This is a genomic window from Aeromonas sp. EU05-FHT14A05 (genome assembly GCF_058791175.1).
The window spans coordinates 21,121-37,959 of the sequence record NZ_JBYTDH010000001.1; the positions used below are offsets into that span (position 1 = coordinate 21,121).

Sequence of the window (16,839 nt, forward strand, 5' to 3'; positions counted from 1 at the left end):
GGGCTCAGGCGCCGCGGCGCCAACTGTGATAACGGGCCAGCAGGGCCAGCAGGCGGGTGGGCTGGTGGGCCCGCTTCCACTCGCCGGCCAGGTACTTGTTCCCCTCCATCAGGGTGGGATAGGTGTGGATGGTGCCCAGGATCTTGCCAAGCCCCAGGCGGTGGCGCATGGCGAGCACAAATTCGGCGATCCGCTCGCCGGCGTGAGTGCCCACTATGGTGGCGCCAAGGATTTTATCCTTGCCCGGCACCGTCAGCACCTCGACAAAACCGTGGCGCTCCCCGTCGGCGATGGCGCGATCCAGCTCGGCCAGCTCGAAGCGGGTCGCCTCGAAGGGAATGCCTTGGGCCTCGGCCTCCTTGCGGTTGAGGCCGACCCGGGCAATCTCGGGGCTGGTGTAGGTGGCCGCCGGGATCACGCGATAGTCCGCCTTGAAGCGTCTGAACTGGCCAAACAGGGCGTTGACCGCCGCATACCAGGCCTGATGGGCTGCGAAGTGGGTGAACTGATAAGGGCCTGCTACGTCTCCCACCGCCAGTATGCTGGGGTAGTTGGTGGCGAGGAAGCCATCGACCTTGACTGTGCCACGGGGGGCCAGCTCCAGCCCCAGCTCTTCGAGCCCGAAGCCGCTCACGTTGGCGACCCGGCCCAGGGCCAGCAGCAGCTGATCCCCCTCAACTAGGTGCGTTTCCTCCCCCCGGCGCAGTTGCAGCCGGACAGGCAGAGTGCCCTCGGCCGCGGGCTCGTAGTCGGCGCGCTCCGCCCGCCAGCCGGTGAGCAGCCGCACGCCGTCGCGGCTCATCTGCTCGGCCAGCGCCTCGGCGACCTCCCGCTCTTCCCGGGGCAGCAGCTGATCGGCGAGCTCCACCAGGGTGACGGGAATGCCGAGCAGGGCCAGGCTCTGGGCCAGCTCGCAGCCGATGGGGCCGCCGCCGAGCACCAGCAGGTGGCGGGGCGGTTCGCGCAGCTGCCAGAGGCTGTCAGAGGTGAGGTAGGGCACCTGCTCGAGACCCGGCAGCCTGGGCACCATAGGCCTGGCCCCGGTAGCTATGACGATGTGGCGGCTGCTCAGGCGTCTGCCGTCCACCTCCAGCTCCCAGGGGGAGACGAGGCGGGCCCGGCCCTGGATGCACTCCACCCCCAGCCCCTGATAGCGTTCAACCGAGTCGTGGGGTTCGACCTCCTTGATCACCGTCGCCACCCGTGCCATCACGGCGGAAAAATCGGCCCGGGATTGACTGGGGCTGAAGCCAAGCTCGCCGGCCTTGCGCTGTTCAGCGGCGAAGCGGGCGCTTCGGATCAGCGCCTTGGAGGGAACGCAGCCGGTGTTGAGGCAATCCCCCCCCATCTTGTGCTGCTCTATGAGCGCCACCCTGGCCTTGACGGCGGCGGCGATGTAGCTGGTGACCAGGCCTCCGGCACCGGCGCCCACCACCAGCAGGTTGTAGTCGAAGCGAGCCGGTTTGCGATAGGGGGCGTGCAGGCGGCGCAGGGCGAGCCTGCGTTGCAGCCAGCGCATCAGCCAGGGCATCAGGCCGAGCAGGGTCAGGGCCGCCACCAGGCCGGGGGAGAGGATCTTGCCCGTGCTGGTGAGGGTGGCGAGCTCGCTGCCCGCCAGCACATAGACGAAGGTGCCCGGCAGCATGCCGAGCTGGCTGACCCAGTAGTAGGTACTGACTCTGATGGGGGTGAGCCCCATCAGCAGGTTGACCAGAAAGAAGGGGAAGAGGGGGATGAGGCGCAGGCTCAGCAGGTAGAAGGCCCCATCCTTCGCCATGCCAGCCTCAAAGGTGGCCAGCTTGTCGCCGAAGCGGCGGCTCACCCAGTCGCGCAGCAGGAAGCGGGCGCTGAGAAAGGCCAGCGTGGCCCCCAGGGTGCTGGCAAAGGAGACCAGCAGCAGCCCCCAGCCGACGCCGAACAGGGCGCTGCCTCCCAGGGTCAGCAGGGCGGCGCCGGGCAGGGAGAGGGCAGTGGTTGCCACGTAGAGGAGCGTGAACAGCAGGGCCGCCTGGCCGAAGTGCGCCTGCACCCAGGCCGAGGCTTGCTCCTGGTGGGCCTGCAACCGGGGGAGGCTGAAATAGGCATCGAGATCGAAGGCGAAGAAGGCGCCGATCAGGCATCCCATCACCAGCAACAGCAGCAGGCGGCCCCGGCTCATTGGCCGTCCCTGTCGGAGGGCGCCGGGCGTTCGGGCTGCACCGGCAACTGGCAGAAGCCCTGGGGGGCGATGTCGAGGGCGGCATTGAACTTGGCCGACATGTTCTGGAAGGCGATGAGGCCGGTGAGCTCCACCAGGGCATCGTCATCGAACCAGGGCTTGAGTCGCGCGGCCTGCTGGTCGCTCACCCCGTCCAGCCCCGTCATGGCCTCGGTGTAGTCGAGCACCGCCCGCTCGCGTTCATCGAACAGGGGGCTTTGGCGCCACTGGGCCAGCGCCTCCACCTTGTCGCTGGAGCCGGCGCGCTTGATGAGGGTCATGGCGTTGATGTCGACGCAGAAGCGGCACCAGTTGAGCTGGGAGACCCGCACCGTCACCAGGGAGCGCAGCACGGGGTCTATGGGGGAGCGCTTGCGGTTGATGACGCCGTAGAGGGTGGCGACGGCGGCAAACAGGCGCGGCGAGCGACCCCAGCACTTGCCCGGGATCAGCACCTGACCGTAGTTGCGTTGCTGCAGCCAGAAAAAGGGGCGGATAAACCAGGCATATTCCCGATCAGGCTTGACCTCAACGCGCATGTTATTCCTCTTGTTCCATTTTCTGCATCTTGGGTTTGTAGGCGCCCCCCAGCCGCTCGTTGAGCCGGGTCAGGAAGTTCTGGATCCGTGCCCGGTTGACCCCCAGATCACTGCGCCCCTGACGGGAGGCGGATCGCATGTCGACCCGGGTCTCTTTTGGCCCGGCGAAGACCCGCAGCGCCACGTCATCCTCAAAGCCGAACCAGCCGGTGGTGACCACGGCATCGAGGCCGTCCGGGCTCGGGCGCACCCGCCAGCCGAGCTCCGTCATCAGCTCGTCCGCTTCGGCGATCACCTCGGCCGGGGAGGCTCGGGTATAGAGAGGACCGGGGTTGCCGGGGAAAACTTGCAAGGGGGGGGCATTGACGGGGAGATCCTCCGCCGTCCTCAGCTGCTCGGCCCACAGCAGACGGGGCGGATGATGGGGATCCGTGCTGACGTCGTTGGTGAGCGGCGAGCGCAGCGCCTGAACGACAAACAGCAGGGGCAGCAGCAGGGGGGCTATGCCCCAGGCATCGGCCCACAGACAGGGGGAGCTGCGGTAGCGCCAGGGCAGGCGCAGCAGGAGCCAGAGGCTGATCAGGGCGCTCGCGAGGCAGAGGGCGAAACCGAGCCACCAGGGCCAGAGATGGGCCCGGCTGCCGAGGGCGCCCCCCAGGGGCAGCAACCAGGCCAGCAGGGGCCACCACAAATAGCTGTGCATATGCAGGATCCACTGGTTATGATGGAGCAATGCCCAGAAGGATAAACTTAATTATCTGATAACGTTAGTAAATTATCTTTATCTTGGCGCTTTTTGCCGCCCCGGGCGCAGGGCGGTGGCCAGGAGTCGGCCGGGCAGGAAGCCGGCCGAGCCCTTGTCAGGGCTGGGGCGCGGGGAGGGCCCTCAGTTGCGGTAGAGCACCTTGATGAGGTGGAAGCCGAACTTGGTGCGCACCGGCCCCAGCACGGTCAGGAGTTCCCCCTTGAAGACGGCATCGTCAAAGGCCTTGACCATGTCCCCCTTGGAGAACTCCCCCAGATCGCCGCTGCGCTTGGCGGAGGCGCAGGTGGAGAAGCGCTTGGCCATCTGGCCGAAGTCGGCACCCTTGGCGAGTTTTTCCTTGATCTCGAGACACTCTTTCTCGGTCTTGACCAGGATGTGCTGGGCACAGGCTTTTTTCATCGGAACGCTCCTCGGCGAGGGTAAAGGGGGCGCAAGGGTACTCCAATTCGGCGCGCGCGTCAGCCCCGCCGGCGGCACATCAGCCGCGGGTATGGGTCGCCAGACGTGCCCTGGGGCGAGACTGCCAGAGGATCTCCAGCCCCAGCAGGGCGTAGAGGCTCCAGATGGCCAGGGGATTGAGCCAGTCGCCGCCGAGCTGCAGGGTGAGCAGGGCGCCGCCGACCAGCAGCAGGGCTATCCCGGGCAGGCGCCAGTGGACCGGCAGCGGTGCCAGCATGGCCAGCCCCAGCAGCAGGGCGAGACCGAAGGGCAGGTTGAGGGCGGTGAAGGCCAGGGCCTGCTGACCGTTCATGCCGGTCAACAGAGCCAGCAGGGCACTGCAACAGGCCAGGAAGGTGACGAATTCGAGTCGGTCGGCTATGTAGTCAGCCAGTTGTTCGCTACGTAAGTGCATGGGATCTCTCCTGCGATTTGATGACATCAGTGTGGGGCAGGGAAGGTGGCAGTGGCAGCGGGATAAATCGATTGGATTGAACGAAGCTTTAGTGCCACCTATTCAAGTTGTTGATTTAAACTTATTTTCCTGTTCAATAGCAGGATATGGCAATGGGGGCGCCAGACGGTGATGTCAAGCCTGTCAGGGGATCCTGGGTCTCAAGGTCCGGGGTAGTCCGACAGGGGTTGTCGCGTGGCGAGCGCAGCTGCGCCACGGACTGCGACGGGAAGGCGCTGCCGGCATCGTACCTGGCTGCTGATTTTTTGTACGACCCTTGCCGGGAGAGTGCGCATTTTCCCCGCTGACGGGCGGTTTTCCCTCTCAGTTCCCGGTGAAAGCCGGCCCCGGAAGAGGATGCCAGCCCCGGGGGAGAGGGGGATTTCGCGACTGCGCTTATGCTAGGATGAGCCGCGCTCGCCTGGGGTGGGCCCCATTATCATTCTAAATCGAACAGTTTTTTACTTATGTTATTCGGGGAAATTGACGTTTGACAGGATGCCATCCTATTTTGCCTGCCGGGTTCACCTCACCCGGGCGAACCCGTCGCCCCGGGCTCGGCACCTTGCTGCTCGCCCTCTCTCTGTGGCTGCTGATGACCCCCGCCATGGCGGCCAAGCTGACCTATCAGATCAAGGGCATCAAAGGGGAGCAGAAGGATAACGTCGAGGCCTATCTCAATGCCCTGCCGGTCTACCAGGAGCGCCAGTATCGTCCCGCCCGCGCCAAGATCACCGAGAGCGTGCAGAAAGCCCTGCAGGTCTATGGCTACTACCAGCCGAAGATCACCCTCGCTCGCGACAAGAAATCCCCCGCCAGGGTGGTGATCGAGATAGCGCGGGGGGAGCCAGTGCTCATCTCGCGCCTCGACATTCTGCTGGAAGGGGAGGCGGGCAGCGACGAGGTCTACAGCGAGCTGCTGGACAAGCTGCCCCTGAAGGAGGGGGATCCCCTCAACCACGGCAAGTACGAGTCCATCAAGGCGGATCTCGGCAGCCTGGGGCTGGCGCGGGGCTATTTTGACGCCAAGATCAGCAAGAGCCAGGTGAAGGTCTTCCCGGATCAGGGCAAGGCCGAGATCTATATCCTGTTCCGCTCCGGCCCCCGCTATCACTTCGGCGAGATCAACTACGATGCGACGCCGGAGGCCCTGCGCCTCATCCGGCCGCTCATCAACATCAAGAGTGGCGACCCCTATCTGGCGATCAGGCTGGCCGAGATGTCCCAGGACGTCTCCTCCACCAAGCTGTTCAAGCAGGTGGACATCAAACCCATGATCAGCCAGGCCGAGGGCAATCGGGTGCCGGTGCAGGTGACCCTCTCGAACCGGGTCGACCACGAGATCGAAACCGGTATCGGCTATGCCACGGACGTGGGGCCGCGCCTGAGTGCCACCTGGGAGAAGCCCTGGGTCAACCGCTATGGCCACAGCCTCTCCAGCACCGCCAAGATCTCGGCCCCGGAGGCGGAGCTCAGTTTCGACTACCAGATCCCGGTCGGCAACCCGCTGCGGGACTACTACTCCCTGCAGGCCGGCTACCAGTACACAGACAACAACGATACCCGCTCCGATCTGGCCACCTTCGGTGTGCACCGCTGGAAACGGCGGCCGGAGAGCTGGGACAGGGACGTCTTCATCCGGCTGGAGAACGAGCGCTACGTGCAGGGCAACGACGAGGGGAACAGTCTGCTGCTGATCCCCGGGGTCTCCTGGTCACGGTTGCGGGTGCGCGGCGGCCTAGTGCCGGACTGGGGGGATCGTCAGCAACTGACGACGGAATTCTCCAGCCCCTACTGGGGCTCGGACATCAACTTCATGCGGGTGTGGGGGCGCAGCAAGTGGCTGCGCACCCTGGGGGAGGATCACCGCTTCCTGATGCGGGTCGAGCAGGGGGCCATCATAGGGGATGACTTCTCCCTGGTGCCCCCCTCCCTGCGTTTCTTCACCGGCGGCGATCAGACCATACGTGGTTACGGCTATGAGACGGTCTCGCCGAAGGACGAGGATGGCAAGCTCACCGGCGGGCGCTACACCAGCGTGGGCAGCCTGGAGTACAACTACCGCTTCAGCGACAAGTGGCTCGGCGCCCTGTTCGTGGATGGAGGCACGGCCACCGTCGACTACAGCGAGGCCTGGAAGATAGGCACCGGGGTCGGGGTGCGCTGGGTGACGCCCATCGGCCAGGTCAGGCTGGATCTGGCGGTGGCCATCTCCGAGGAGGACAAGCCGTTGCGGCTGCATTTCGCGCTGGGGCCTGAATTATGATCCGGTTTGAACCCACTCATCCTCTCTCTTCTCTCTCCTGGCCGCTGCGGCTGCCTCTTTCTCGGGGGTCTGCGCTGTGATCTGGGTAAAGCGTATTTTCTTGTGGCTCATGGGGCTCGTCTTCCTGCTGCTCATCGGTGTCAGCCTGCTGGGCTTCACCCATCAGGGCAACAAGTGGCTGTGGCAGCAGGCCAAAGGGGCGCTGCCCTCCCTCAAGGGGGAGCTGGTGGCGGGCCAACTCGGCTATGGCTGGACCCTGGAAGGGGTCGGCTGGCAGGACGACCTGGTGGATGTCACCGTCGAGCGGGCCGTGCTGGACTGGGATCTCGGCAAGCTGCTGCAGGGCAAGCTCTGGATCAAGTCCCTGACGGTCACCCACCCTGTGGTGAAGGTCGCCGACGCTGAGCCTGTGCCGGAAGAGCCCACCGAGCCCTTCGTCTGGCGCCCGTTGCCACTGCGCATCCAGGTGGACAGCCTCAAGGTGACGGATCTGGACCTGGACGTGCCCGGTGTTGGGGTGACCCTCAAGGATCTGGAGATAGGCGCCACCCTGGATCGCAAGGGGCTCATAGTGCGCGGGCCCGTGCTCGATGGTCTGAACGTGACCCTGGCCGAGGCCCCTCCTGCCGACGAGGCGGCCAAGCCGGCCGCCAGCAAGACGGCCAAGGCGCAGGGCGCGACCAAGGCCAAGACCGAGCCCAAGGCCAAGTCCGAGCCCAAGGAGACCGCGACCGCCAAGGCGAAGCCAGAGGCTGCCGCCCCCATCTTGCTGCCCGAGATCCGCCTGCCATTCCCCATCCAGCTGGAAGGCCTGGCGGCGACCCGGGTGCGCTATCAGCAGGGGGAGCTCGTCGAGGGGCTCGACAAGCTGCTGCTGTCGGCCAAGGCCCAGGATGAGCGCATCGAGGTGCGTGAGCTCTCCTTGCGCCACGCCATGGCGGATCTGGCGCTCAAGGGCCATGTCAGCCTGACCTCGGATTATCCCCTCGCCCTGACCCTGGATGCCAAGGCCCGCAAGGGGCTCAAGCAGTGGGAGCTCGACACCGAGCAGGCGAACCTGACCCTGGATGGCTCCGTGGGCAAGCTGGGGCTGGCGCTCAAGGCCAAGGGGCCGATCGCGGCCAACCTCAAGGGGACGCTGGCGACGCTGGATCCCGACTTGCCCTTCGATCTGGCGCTGGACTGGAAGAGCCTCGGCTGGCCGCTGCACAAACCGGCCAAGGATGAGCCGAGCTATCGGCTGGACAAGGGCAGCCTGAGCGCCAAGGGCAAGCTCTCTGGCTATCAGTTTGCACTCGACACCGCCGGCAAGGGCACGGATGTGCCCCCCTTCAAGCTGGCGCTCTCGGGCAAGGGGGATCTGGAGCAGCTGAGCCAGATAAAGCTGCTGCTGGGCGCCCTGAAGGGGGAGCTCAGGCTCGATGGCAAGCTCGCCTGGCGCAAGGGCGTCCAGTGGCAGGGGACCACCGAATTCAAGGGGATCAACCCGGCCGAGCTGGTGCCCGAGATCAAGGGGACGCTGGCAGGCAAGATAGCGAGCCGCTTCGAGCTTGACGAGGCGGGCCACTGGCAGCTGGCCCTGCCGGAGCTCAAGGTAGACGGCAAGCTCAACCAGTATCCGCTGGCGCTCAAGGGCGCCCTCAGCGGCAACGACAAGATGGAGTGGACCATACCGGCCCTGGCGCTGCAAAGCGGTCCCAACCAGTTGCAGGCCAAGGGGGCGCTCACCGCCCAGGCCTGGAAGCTGGATGCCCAGATAGATGCCCCCAAGCTCGGCGGCATCTACCCCGGCCTTGGCGGCGACCTCAAGGGACAGGTGCGCGTCACCGGCAGCCAGCAGGCGCCGAGGGTGAATGCGGATCTGGCCTCGAGCCGCCTCTCCTATGCCGGAACCGTGCTGAAAGAGACTGTCATCAAGGGCAACGGCCTGGTGGGGGACAAGCCGGCTGGCGAGCTGGCCCTGACGGTGGCGAGCCTGGTGCAGGGGACGACGGTGCTCTCCAAGATAGCCCTGAACCTGAGTGGCGATCTCGACCGCCACGGGCTCACCTTGACCATGAAGGGGGATCCGGTGGCTGCGGATCTGAGTCTGAATGGCAGCCTGCGCGGGGATCGCTGGCGCGGCACCCTCTCCGATCTCAAGGCGAAGACCCCGCTCAAGCGCTGGTCCCTGACCGCCCCCTGGTCCCTGGATCTGGACTTGCCCAGACAACAGCTGACCATGGGGGACCTCTGCCTGGGCTCCCAGAAGGCCAGCCTCTGCGTCAAGGGCAGCCAGATCTCGGCCGCCCAGGGCAGCCTGGAGTTTGCCCTGAGCGAGTTCGATCTCAAGCGGCTGCGCCCCTGGTTGCCGGACAACTTCCGCTGGCAGGCGGTGCTGTCGGCGGACGGGCGCGCCAGCTGGCGCGGCAGCCAGCCGACCCTGCACGCCACAGTGCGCACCACGCCGGGTACATTGGTGGCCGACGAGATCAAGACCGAGTACCAGCGCCTCGAGCTCGGGGTCGATTTCGAACGCCAGCAGGCCGCCATCCGGCTCGATTTCGCCTCCAGACAGATAGGCAACATAGACACGGATCTGCTGATAAAAGAGCCAGCGGGTCGTGGCCAGCTGTCGGGTCAGCTCAAGTTTGACGACCTCAAGCTGGCGACCTTTGCCCCCCTCATCCCCGAGGTGCGCTCCCTGCAAGGCTTCATCTCGGCGGATGCCCGCTTCGATGGCACCCTGGCCGCGCCCCTGCTGTACGGTGAGCTGAACCTCTTGGAGGGGGAGGTGCAGACCCACTCCGACATGGTGACCCTCTCCAGGCTGGTGACCCGCCTCAAGATAGACGGCAACCGGGCCGAACTCGACGGCTCCATGCTGGTGGGCAAGGGGCCGCTCGTGCTGGGGGGCTGGCTGAGCTGGGCCAGGCTGCCGGTCACCGGCAGCCTCACCATCAAGGGCAAGGATCTGGAAGCCCAGTACCCGGGCATGGGTCGGGTTAGGGTAACGCCTGACATCGCCATCTCCCTGGGGGAGGAGACCAGGGTCAGCGGTCAGGTGGACATCCCCTGGTCGCGCATCTTGGTCAAGACCTTGCCGGAGAGTGCGGTGGCGGTCTCGGATGACGTGACCGTCATCTATGACGATCTGCCGCCGGTGCCCAAGGCGGAGCCCCTGCCGATGGAGATCAAGCTCGCCATCCGGCTCGGTGACGACGTCCGGCTGGAGGCCATGGGGCTCAAGACCAAGGTGACGGGGGCGCTCGGCATTCGCCAGGATCCCTCCAAGCCACTGGCGGGCAATGGTCAGCTGGAGCTCAAGGATGGGCGCTTCAAGGCCTACGGCCAGAACCTCATCATCAAGGAGGGGCGGATCCTCTTCTCCGGCCCCATCGATCAGCCCTATCTCAACATAGAGACCTACCGGGATCCCGACACCATAGAGGACAACGTCACCGTCGGGGTCCGGGTGACGGGGCCGGCGGCCAAGCCGAAGATCACCGTCTATTCCGAGCCGCAGATGGCGCAGTCCGAGCAGCTCTCCTACCTGCTGCGCGGCAAGGGGCTGCAGACCAGTGGCGAGGATGGCGGCTTCAACGGCCTGCTGGTGGCGGGGGCGGTGAGCCAGGCGAGTGGGGTGGTCTCCAGCATCGGGGAGTCGCTGGGCATGAGCGATGTGGCACTCGACACCGCAGGGAGCGGTGACGATACCCAGGTGACCCTGTCTGCCTACCTGCTGCCCGGCTTGCAGTTCCAGTACGGCGTCGGGGTGTTCAGCCCCATCGCCGAGTTCAAGCTGCGCTACGAGCTGATGCCCAGACTCTATCTGCAGGCCATGAGCGGGGTGGCCCAGGCGGTAGACATCTTCTATCGCTTCACCCTGTGAAGGGGATGAGCACGAAAACGGGAGGCCTTGGCCTCCCGTTTTTCATAGTGCATTCTGGCAGGGCAGGGCAGGGCAGGGCAGGGCAGGGCAGGGCAGGATTGGGATGCCCGGAAAAGCAAAAACCCGGCGCCAGGCCGGGTCTTCAGAAGAGTGGTGGAGGGAGAAGGATTCGAACCTTCGAAGGCAGAGCCGTCAGATTTACAGTCTGATCCCTTTGGCCGCTCGGGAACCCCTCCCCAAGTGCGAGGCGCATACTAACAGATCTGTCGCGCTTGTGAACCCCTTGGCAGGGATTTTTAATGCTTAAAGGATTGGGTTGACGGCCGATAAGCAATGAAACCCTCATTTCCAAGATTTATCCCATGCTGCCCAGTGTCATTCGTGATCGCCTGCTCGTCGATGAAGCCCAGTTGGGCCAGCGGCTCAACCAGGATCTCCGTCAGGGGGACAGGGCCGACTTCAGGCTGCACCTGGCGCTGCTGACCGACGCAGTCGAGGAGCAACCCTGGTTTGGGGCCGCCCCGACGGCGGCGCCGCCAGCGCAGACATGGCGCACCCGTTTCGGTTTGATGCCCCAGGCCGCCTTGGCGGGCGAGCCGGGGGAATCAGGTGCCTGGGCACTCAACGAGCGCCTGCAGCAGGGGGGCTGCATGGCCGATGTGCGGCTCTGGCTGGCGCTGCGATCTCCCCCGCTGGTCAACCGGACACCGGCGCTGGATCCCGCCGTGTATGACAATCTGTCTGCTCTCGGGCGGGAACGCTGGCAGGGCAAGCTCGCCTCCGAGCCCAGGGGGGAGGATCCCTTGCTCATGCTGCCGTTGCTGGATGATCTGACGCGGGGGGTGGATGCTCGCTTGCGCTGGCTGGCCTGATGCCAGAGGCGCAGGGAGAAGATGCAAAAAGGCGGGATGACCCGCCTTTTTGCGCAATGGATGGGATAACCGGGATTAGACGTCGGCTTCGTCCACCTCGGGAACATCCTTGCCTACGACCGCCGCGCGGCGAGCGAGGGGTTTTTCGATATGGCGATTGAGCTGGCGCTCCAGCTTCTGGCCCAGATCAGTGATGGCGGCATACAGATCCTCGTGCTCTGCCTGCGCAAACAACTTGCCGTTGGGAATACCGGCGGTGGCCTCGACGATATACATCAAACGCTCTTTGGAGATGATCACATGGGGTGTGATAAGAGGCACCTGAAGACGCTCGAGCTTTTCAAAACGGGATTCAATGCGCTCGCGGATGGCTGGGGTAATGTCGATGATTTTACTGGTCATTTCGATTTTCATATTGGCCCCCTTCGGGTCGTCTTGCTTGTGTCTTCACCCTCAGATTACCCATGTGGCCGAATCAAAATGTGATGTGCGTCACAAAATATCCCCTTGGTGATCCGGCAATCCCTAAATTGTGAGCTTTTCCCGTTTCATGCCAAAAACCGCTTGAGCTCAGCGAAACGGGCAGGCAGTATGCGCGAATAGGATCGTTTCTGTCCCCCCTTGGCAGCGCCTTGTGTCGACCCGATGTCTGGTTTTCACCGCTCAGTCTCGCATTTTCTCTACCCACATCGTTTATCGCATCGCAAAAGGATTGCCATGCGCCGGTGGAGATATGCGCACAAACGGATATGCTTTTCTGCATGTGTCGGGGTGGATAACGTGGTTGTAGTGTTGGAGTTGTAAATGAAGCAACAAGCCACCCAGATGATGTGGTTTTATGATCGGCAGCATGAGCAGTGGAGTCTGTCCGATCATCTCTCTTGCCAGCCCTGGCAAGGGGAGGGGGCTCATCCCTGGGCCAGCCAGCTGGCGCCAGAAGATGAATCCGGTTTCGCCGATTTTCTCGCAAGACTCCACCATTCGGGCCAGCCCGGCCAGTTCATCGGCCACCTCTGCGATGAGGCAGGCACAGTGCATCACGTGCTCTGGTACGGCCAGTATGTGCCGGCCCAGCAGCTCAGCTGCGGCTGGCTGGCGCCCCTGGAGATGGCTCACAACGCCGCCAGCCGCGCCGAACCGCCCGCCAGTCTGGCCCCGCCGCTTCCTCTGCTGCAAGCCCCCTTGCTGGCCCAGCTGGCGCAGGCGCTCTCCGCGAGGACTGGCCTCGATTTCTGCCATACCCTGGTCAACGAGCTGGCTCACATCCTGGGGGCCAACGCGGTCTGGCTGACGGAACGGGTGGGCCTTGACCGGCTCAGGGTGCTGGCGAGCCACGGCATCGACTTCAAGGAGTACGCCCTGGCGGACATGCCCTGCCAGCAGCTCTATCGGGGCGCCGCCAGTGCGACCCCCATCAGCGAGCCCCTGACCGGCTGCACCTGCCTGCCTCCTGGCCAGCACTACTATGCGCAGCCCCTGCTGGATCGCAGTGGCCAGATCCTGGGCCATCTCGCCCTGCTGTTCCCGAACCAGACCCAGACCGCCGATCTGGGATCCGTGCTGACCATCTTCTCGGTGCGCATGGTGGCGGAGCTGGAGCGTCTGCAGAGCGACGCCCTGATGCGACTCTCTGCTGTGGCGTTCGAAACCCATGAAGGCATCATCATCACGGATCCTGACTTCAAGATCCTGCGGGTCAACTACGCCTTCAGCCAGATCACCGGCTTCGACAGCCAGGGGGTGATAGGCCTGCACCTTGGCAATGACCTCTGGTCCGGGCTCGGGGGGCTCGGCTATGAGCTCAACGCCCTGGATCGCTGGCAGGGAGAGACGTTGCGCCTGCACGCCGACGGCCATGGCTATCCCCAGTGGGAGATCGTCACGCCGGTGCAGGATGACAAGGGAGGCATCAGCCACTACGTCATCTTCTTCGAAGACATCTCCGAGCGTAAGGCGGCGGAGCGCCGCATCCAGGATCTCGCCTATTACGACGAGCTGACCGGTTTGCCCAATCGTCGCCAGCTCCACGAGACCCTGGCCCAGGCGTTCAGCGAGGCGAGCCGCGAGCACCTGATCGGCGCCCTGCTGTTCATCGATCTCGATCACTTCAAGACCATCAACGACTCCCTCGGCCATGCTACCGGCGACTGGCTGCTCAAGGAGGTGGCGAACCGCCTCAAGCGGCTGGTGCGGCAGGGGGATTGTCTGGCCCGGCTCGGCGGCGACGAGTTCGTGTTGCTGCTGCCCGGCCTCTCCATCAGCCCGCCCCAGGCGGAGATGCAGGCCGATCTCATCGCCGAGCGGCTCATCGGCGAGATTGCCGCCCCCTACAGTCACGGGGGCCAGGTGCTGCACATCGGGGCCAGCGTCGGCATCACGCTCTTCCCCGGAAGGGAGCAGGAGGCCGGGGATCTGCTCAAGCAGGCCGACACCGCCATGTACCAGGCCAAGTCGGCGGGTCGCAAGACCCGGCGTTTCTTCGATGCCTCCATGCAGTTGCAGGCGGACAGGCGCCTGCTCATTCACAACGAGCTGCGCAGCGCCCTCAACAATCAGGAGCTGACTCTTCACTATCAGCCCCAGCACATGGTCGAAGGGGGGGACATCATAGGGGTGGAGGCGCTGATCCGCTGGCAGCCGCCTGGCCGTGCCCTGGTCTCTCCCGCCGAGTTCATCCCCATCGCCGAGGAGACGGATCTCATCGTCGACATCGGCAATTGGGTGTTGCATGAGGCCTGTACCCAGTATGTCTCCTGGGAGGAGAACGGGATCCACGTGCCCCAGCTGTCGGTCAACGTCAGTGCCAAGCAGTTCCATGCCCACGATTTCGTCGATCGGATCCACGATGTGCTGGCCGCCACCGGCATGGATCCCTCCTGCCTGAACCTGGAGATCACCGAGTCCGTGGTGCTCGGTCATGCGGAGGACACCATCAGCAAGATGGCCGAGCTCAAGACCCTTGGCATCAGCTTTGCCATCGACGATTTCGGCGCCGGCTACTCCTCCCTGAGCTACCTCAAACGGTTGCCCGCCGACGAACTCAAGATCGACCGCTCCTTCATCCAGGACATCCCCAAGGATGGCGACAACATGGCCATAGTGGAGGCGGTGATCGCCATGGCCCGTCACATGGGATTCAACGTGACGGCCGAGGGGGTGGAGTCCCGCCAGCAACTGGAGTTCCTGCAGGCGCAGGGCTGCCATTTCTTCCAGGGCTATCTCGCCTCCAAGCCGCTGCCCGTGCCCTATCTGGAGCGCTACATCAGCCGCCTGAGCCGCCATGATCGCGCCGCCCCTGCCGACAAAAATAGTGTGGCGTAGCGCCCATCTTTAACGGGTAGAATGAAGGTATCTCACCACCGCCAGTGGGCGGTGGTTATGCCTCTTCTTTAGGGAGAATGCCTTTCGTGAAAGCCGTGCAGGGAATCATCTTTTCGGCGTTGTGTGTGCCAGGGCTAGTGGCACCCGTCTTTGCGCAAACCATGGAGCAGTCCCTCTATCGCGAGGGTTATGACGCCGTGCGTGCCAATGATCAGGAGCGTTTCCAGCAGATCCGCGCCCGCCTCAACCACTATCCGCTGCTGCCCTATCTGGATTACTACCAGCTGGCGTTCCGGCCCGGGGCGGCAGACTACAACGACGTGACCCGCTTCATCCGCCAGCACGGGGATACCCCCCAGTCCAACCGTCTGGAGCGCGCTTACCTCACCTACCTGGCCCAGAGCCAGCAGTGGTCCCAGTTCCTGCGCTTCTACCCGGCCAAGCCGAACTCTACCGATCTGCTCTGCATGCACTACCAGGCCCGCTATTACACCGGCCACAAGAGCGAGGCCCTGCAGGAAGCGGGCAAGCTCTGGTTGAGCGGCCAGGCCAGACCCGATGCCTGCGATCCCCTGTTCCAGCTCTGGCAGCAGGCAGGCCTGCGCACCCAGGAGAAGATCTGGCAGCGGATGAACTTGGCCTTCGAGGCGCAGAACCCCAATCTCATCCGCCACCTCGGCGCCCAGCTGGGGGGCAGTCTGAAACCCTATGGGGATCAGATGATAGCCCTGTTTGATCAACCGGCCAGGGCGATGAACCCGGCCTCCTTCTCGACGGCGCCACAGTCGAGGCAGCTGCTCTCCCTCGGGCTGGCCCGCTATGCCAACGAGCAACCCGAGCCCGCCCTGCGCCAGCTGGGGGAGATGAAGCGCCGCTTCGGCCTGAACCAGGCCGAGGTTGCTCGGGTGGAGCGCGCCGCCGCCCGCCGCCTGCTGCTCGATCGCTCCCTCGCCCAGCGCAGCTGGCTGGATGCGACCCTGGTGCGGATGAAGGATGCCGAGCTGGTGGAGCTGCGGGCACGGCTCGCCATCTGGGAGCAGGATTGGCGCGGCCTCGAAGGCTGGGTCAAGCGGATGCCGATGGCACTGCAGAAGGAGGATCGCTGGCGCTACTGGCTGGCGCGCTCCCTGGAGGTGCAGGGTCGACAAAAACCGGCGCGGGAGCTCTATCTCGAGACCGCCAATCTGCGCGGCTTCTATGGCTTCATGGCGGCACAGCGCACCGGTGTGCCCTATCGCATCAAGAACCAGAGCGTGGGGCACAAGGTGCCGGACTGGCGCACCGCCAGCAGCCGCTGGCCTTTCCTGGTGCGGGTGCGCGAGTTGCTGGCGATGAACGAGATCACGGCGGCGCGCTCTGAGTGGATCCACAACATGGATCGCAACCCCGTGGCCCAGCGCCTGGAGTTCGGTCATATCGCCCTCAACCAGGGCTGGCACGAGCTGGCGATCCTCTCCAGCATCCGGGCCGAGGCCTGGGATGCGATCGACTTGCGCTTCCCCTTGCCCCTCAAGCGCACCTTCTCCCAGATGGCGCAGGAGCGCACCATGAACACCAGCCTGCTCTACGCCATCTCCCGTCAGGAGAGCGCCCTCTATCCGCTGGCCCAGTCGCCGGTCGGGGCGCGTGGCCTGATGCAGCTGATGCCGGCCACCGCGAGGGAGACCGCCAGCAAGCTGGGGGTGCCCTATCGCAACGAGCAGCAGCTGTTCGATCCCGCCATGAACATCCGCCTCGGCAGCGCCTATCTCAAGCGGCTGCTGGACGTCTATGACGGCAACCGGATCCTGGCGGCGGCGGCCTACAATGCGGGCCCCGGCAGGGTCAAGCGCTGGCGGGATCAGAGCACCAACAAGCCGATGGATGTCTGGGTGGAGAGCATCCCCTATAGAGAGACGCGCAACTACGTCCAGAACGTGCTCTCCTTCGATCTCATCTACCAGCACAAGCTGCAGCAGCCCCTGCGTTTCATGTCGGAGCGCGAGCTCAATCACGCCTATTGAGAACCGAGGCAGTCGCGTCGGCGACTGCCTCCCATTCTTGCCTCAGAATGGTTATTATCCCTTAAGCTTTGTTACAAAAGGAAACCTGTCAGGTGATCGGGCGCCGCGTCTT

At 64.6% G+C, this 16,839-nt stretch carries 11 protein-coding genes and 1 tRNA gene; 5 read left to right on the top strand and 7 right to left on the bottom strand.

The genetic code is table 11. The annotated features are described in order from the left end of the window. Nucleotides 1-4 precede the first annotated feature (4 nt). The 5 genes from AC3WR3_RS00110 to AC3WR3_RS00130 form a co-directional block, all read right to left on the bottom strand. A complete protein-coding gene (locus tag AC3WR3_RS00110) occupies nucleotides 5-2,158 on the bottom strand; it encodes a dihydrolipoyl dehydrogenase family protein (RefSeq protein WP_492290824.1) in 2,154 nt (717 codons plus the stop codon). Beyond that, the gene (locus tag AC3WR3_RS00115; protein ID WP_139436425.1) at nucleotides 2,155-2,736 is read right to left on the bottom strand and encodes a carboxymuconolactone decarboxylase family protein; all 582 of its coding nucleotides are present in this window, start codon (nucleotides 2,734-2,736) and stop codon (nucleotides 2,155-2,157) included. Before AC3WR3_RS00115 ends, AC3WR3_RS00110 begins: the two co-directional genes overlap by 4 nt. A 1-nt stretch (nucleotide 2,737) precedes the next feature. Beyond that, nucleotides 2,738-3,439 (bottom strand): DUF1499 domain-containing protein, encoded by a 702-nt coding sequence (locus AC3WR3_RS00120; RefSeq protein ID WP_139436423.1) that lies wholly within the window; start codon nucleotides 3,437-3,439, stop codon nucleotides 2,738-2,740. A 183-nt stretch (nucleotides 3,440-3,622) separates the two neighbouring features. Next, a complete protein-coding gene (locus AC3WR3_RS00125; protein WP_042650241.1) occupies nucleotides 3,623-3,901 on the bottom strand; it encodes a peptidylprolyl isomerase in 279 nt (92 codons plus the stop codon). Between the two features lie 79 nt (nucleotides 3,902-3,980). Then, nucleotides 3,981-4,355, bottom strand: a complete 375-nt coding sequence (locus AC3WR3_RS00130; RefSeq protein WP_319912865.1) for a hypothetical protein — start codon at nucleotides 4,353-4,355, stop codon at nucleotides 3,981-3,983. A gap of 529 nt (nucleotides 4,356-4,884) precedes the next feature. On the opposite strand from AC3WR3_RS00130, the gene tamA reads away from it, so the two are divergent. After that, nucleotides 4,885-6,660 (top strand): autotransporter assembly complex protein TamA, encoded by a 1,776-nt coding sequence (gene tamA / locus AC3WR3_RS00135; RefSeq protein ID WP_492290825.1) that lies wholly within the window; start codon nucleotides 4,885-4,887, stop codon nucleotides 6,658-6,660. Between the two features lie 76 nt (nucleotides 6,661-6,736). Beyond that, complete coding sequence (gene tamB / locus AC3WR3_RS00140) at nucleotides 6,737-10,531, top strand: autotransporter assembly complex protein TamB (protein ID WP_492290826.1); 3,795 nt, start codon at nucleotides 6,737-6,739, stop codon at nucleotides 10,529-10,531. 151 nt (nucleotides 10,532-10,682) lie between these two features. Here tamB and AC3WR3_RS00145 read toward each other — a convergent pair. Beyond that, nucleotides 10,683-10,767: transfer RNA gene (locus AC3WR3_RS00145), tRNA-Tyr, on the bottom strand. A gap of 126 nt (nucleotides 10,768-10,893) precedes the next feature. Here AC3WR3_RS00145 and AC3WR3_RS00150 point away from each other — a divergent pair. After that, on the top strand, nucleotides 10,894-11,403 hold the full coding sequence (locus AC3WR3_RS00150; protein ID WP_492290827.1) for a VC2046/SO_2500 family protein: 510 nt from the start codon (nucleotides 10,894-10,896) through the stop codon (nucleotides 11,401-11,403). Nucleotides 11,404-11,478: 75 nt separating this feature from the next. Here AC3WR3_RS00150 and hpf read toward each other — a convergent pair whose 3' ends face one another. Then, nucleotides 11,479-11,817, bottom strand: coding sequence for a ribosome hibernation-promoting factor, HPF/YfiA family (gene hpf, locus AC3WR3_RS00155; protein ID WP_283941602.1), 339 nt, complete (start codon nucleotides 11,815-11,817; stop codon nucleotides 11,479-11,481). A 390-nt stretch (nucleotides 11,818-12,207) separates the two neighbouring features. Between hpf and AC3WR3_RS00160 the strand changes: the two genes are divergently transcribed. Both AC3WR3_RS00160 and AC3WR3_RS00165 read left to right on the top strand, forming a co-directional pair. Then, nucleotides 12,208-14,724, top strand: a complete 2,517-nt coding sequence (locus AC3WR3_RS00160; RefSeq protein WP_492290828.1) for a putative bifunctional diguanylate cyclase/phosphodiesterase — start codon at nucleotides 12,208-12,210, stop codon at nucleotides 14,722-14,724. An 86-nt stretch (nucleotides 14,725-14,810) separates the two neighbouring features. Next, on the top strand, nucleotides 14,811-16,727 hold the full coding sequence (locus tag AC3WR3_RS00165; RefSeq protein WP_492290829.1) for a transglycosylase SLT domain-containing protein: 1,917 nt from the start codon (nucleotides 14,811-14,813) through the stop codon (nucleotides 16,725-16,727). Nucleotides 16,728-16,839 lie beyond the last annotated feature (112 nt).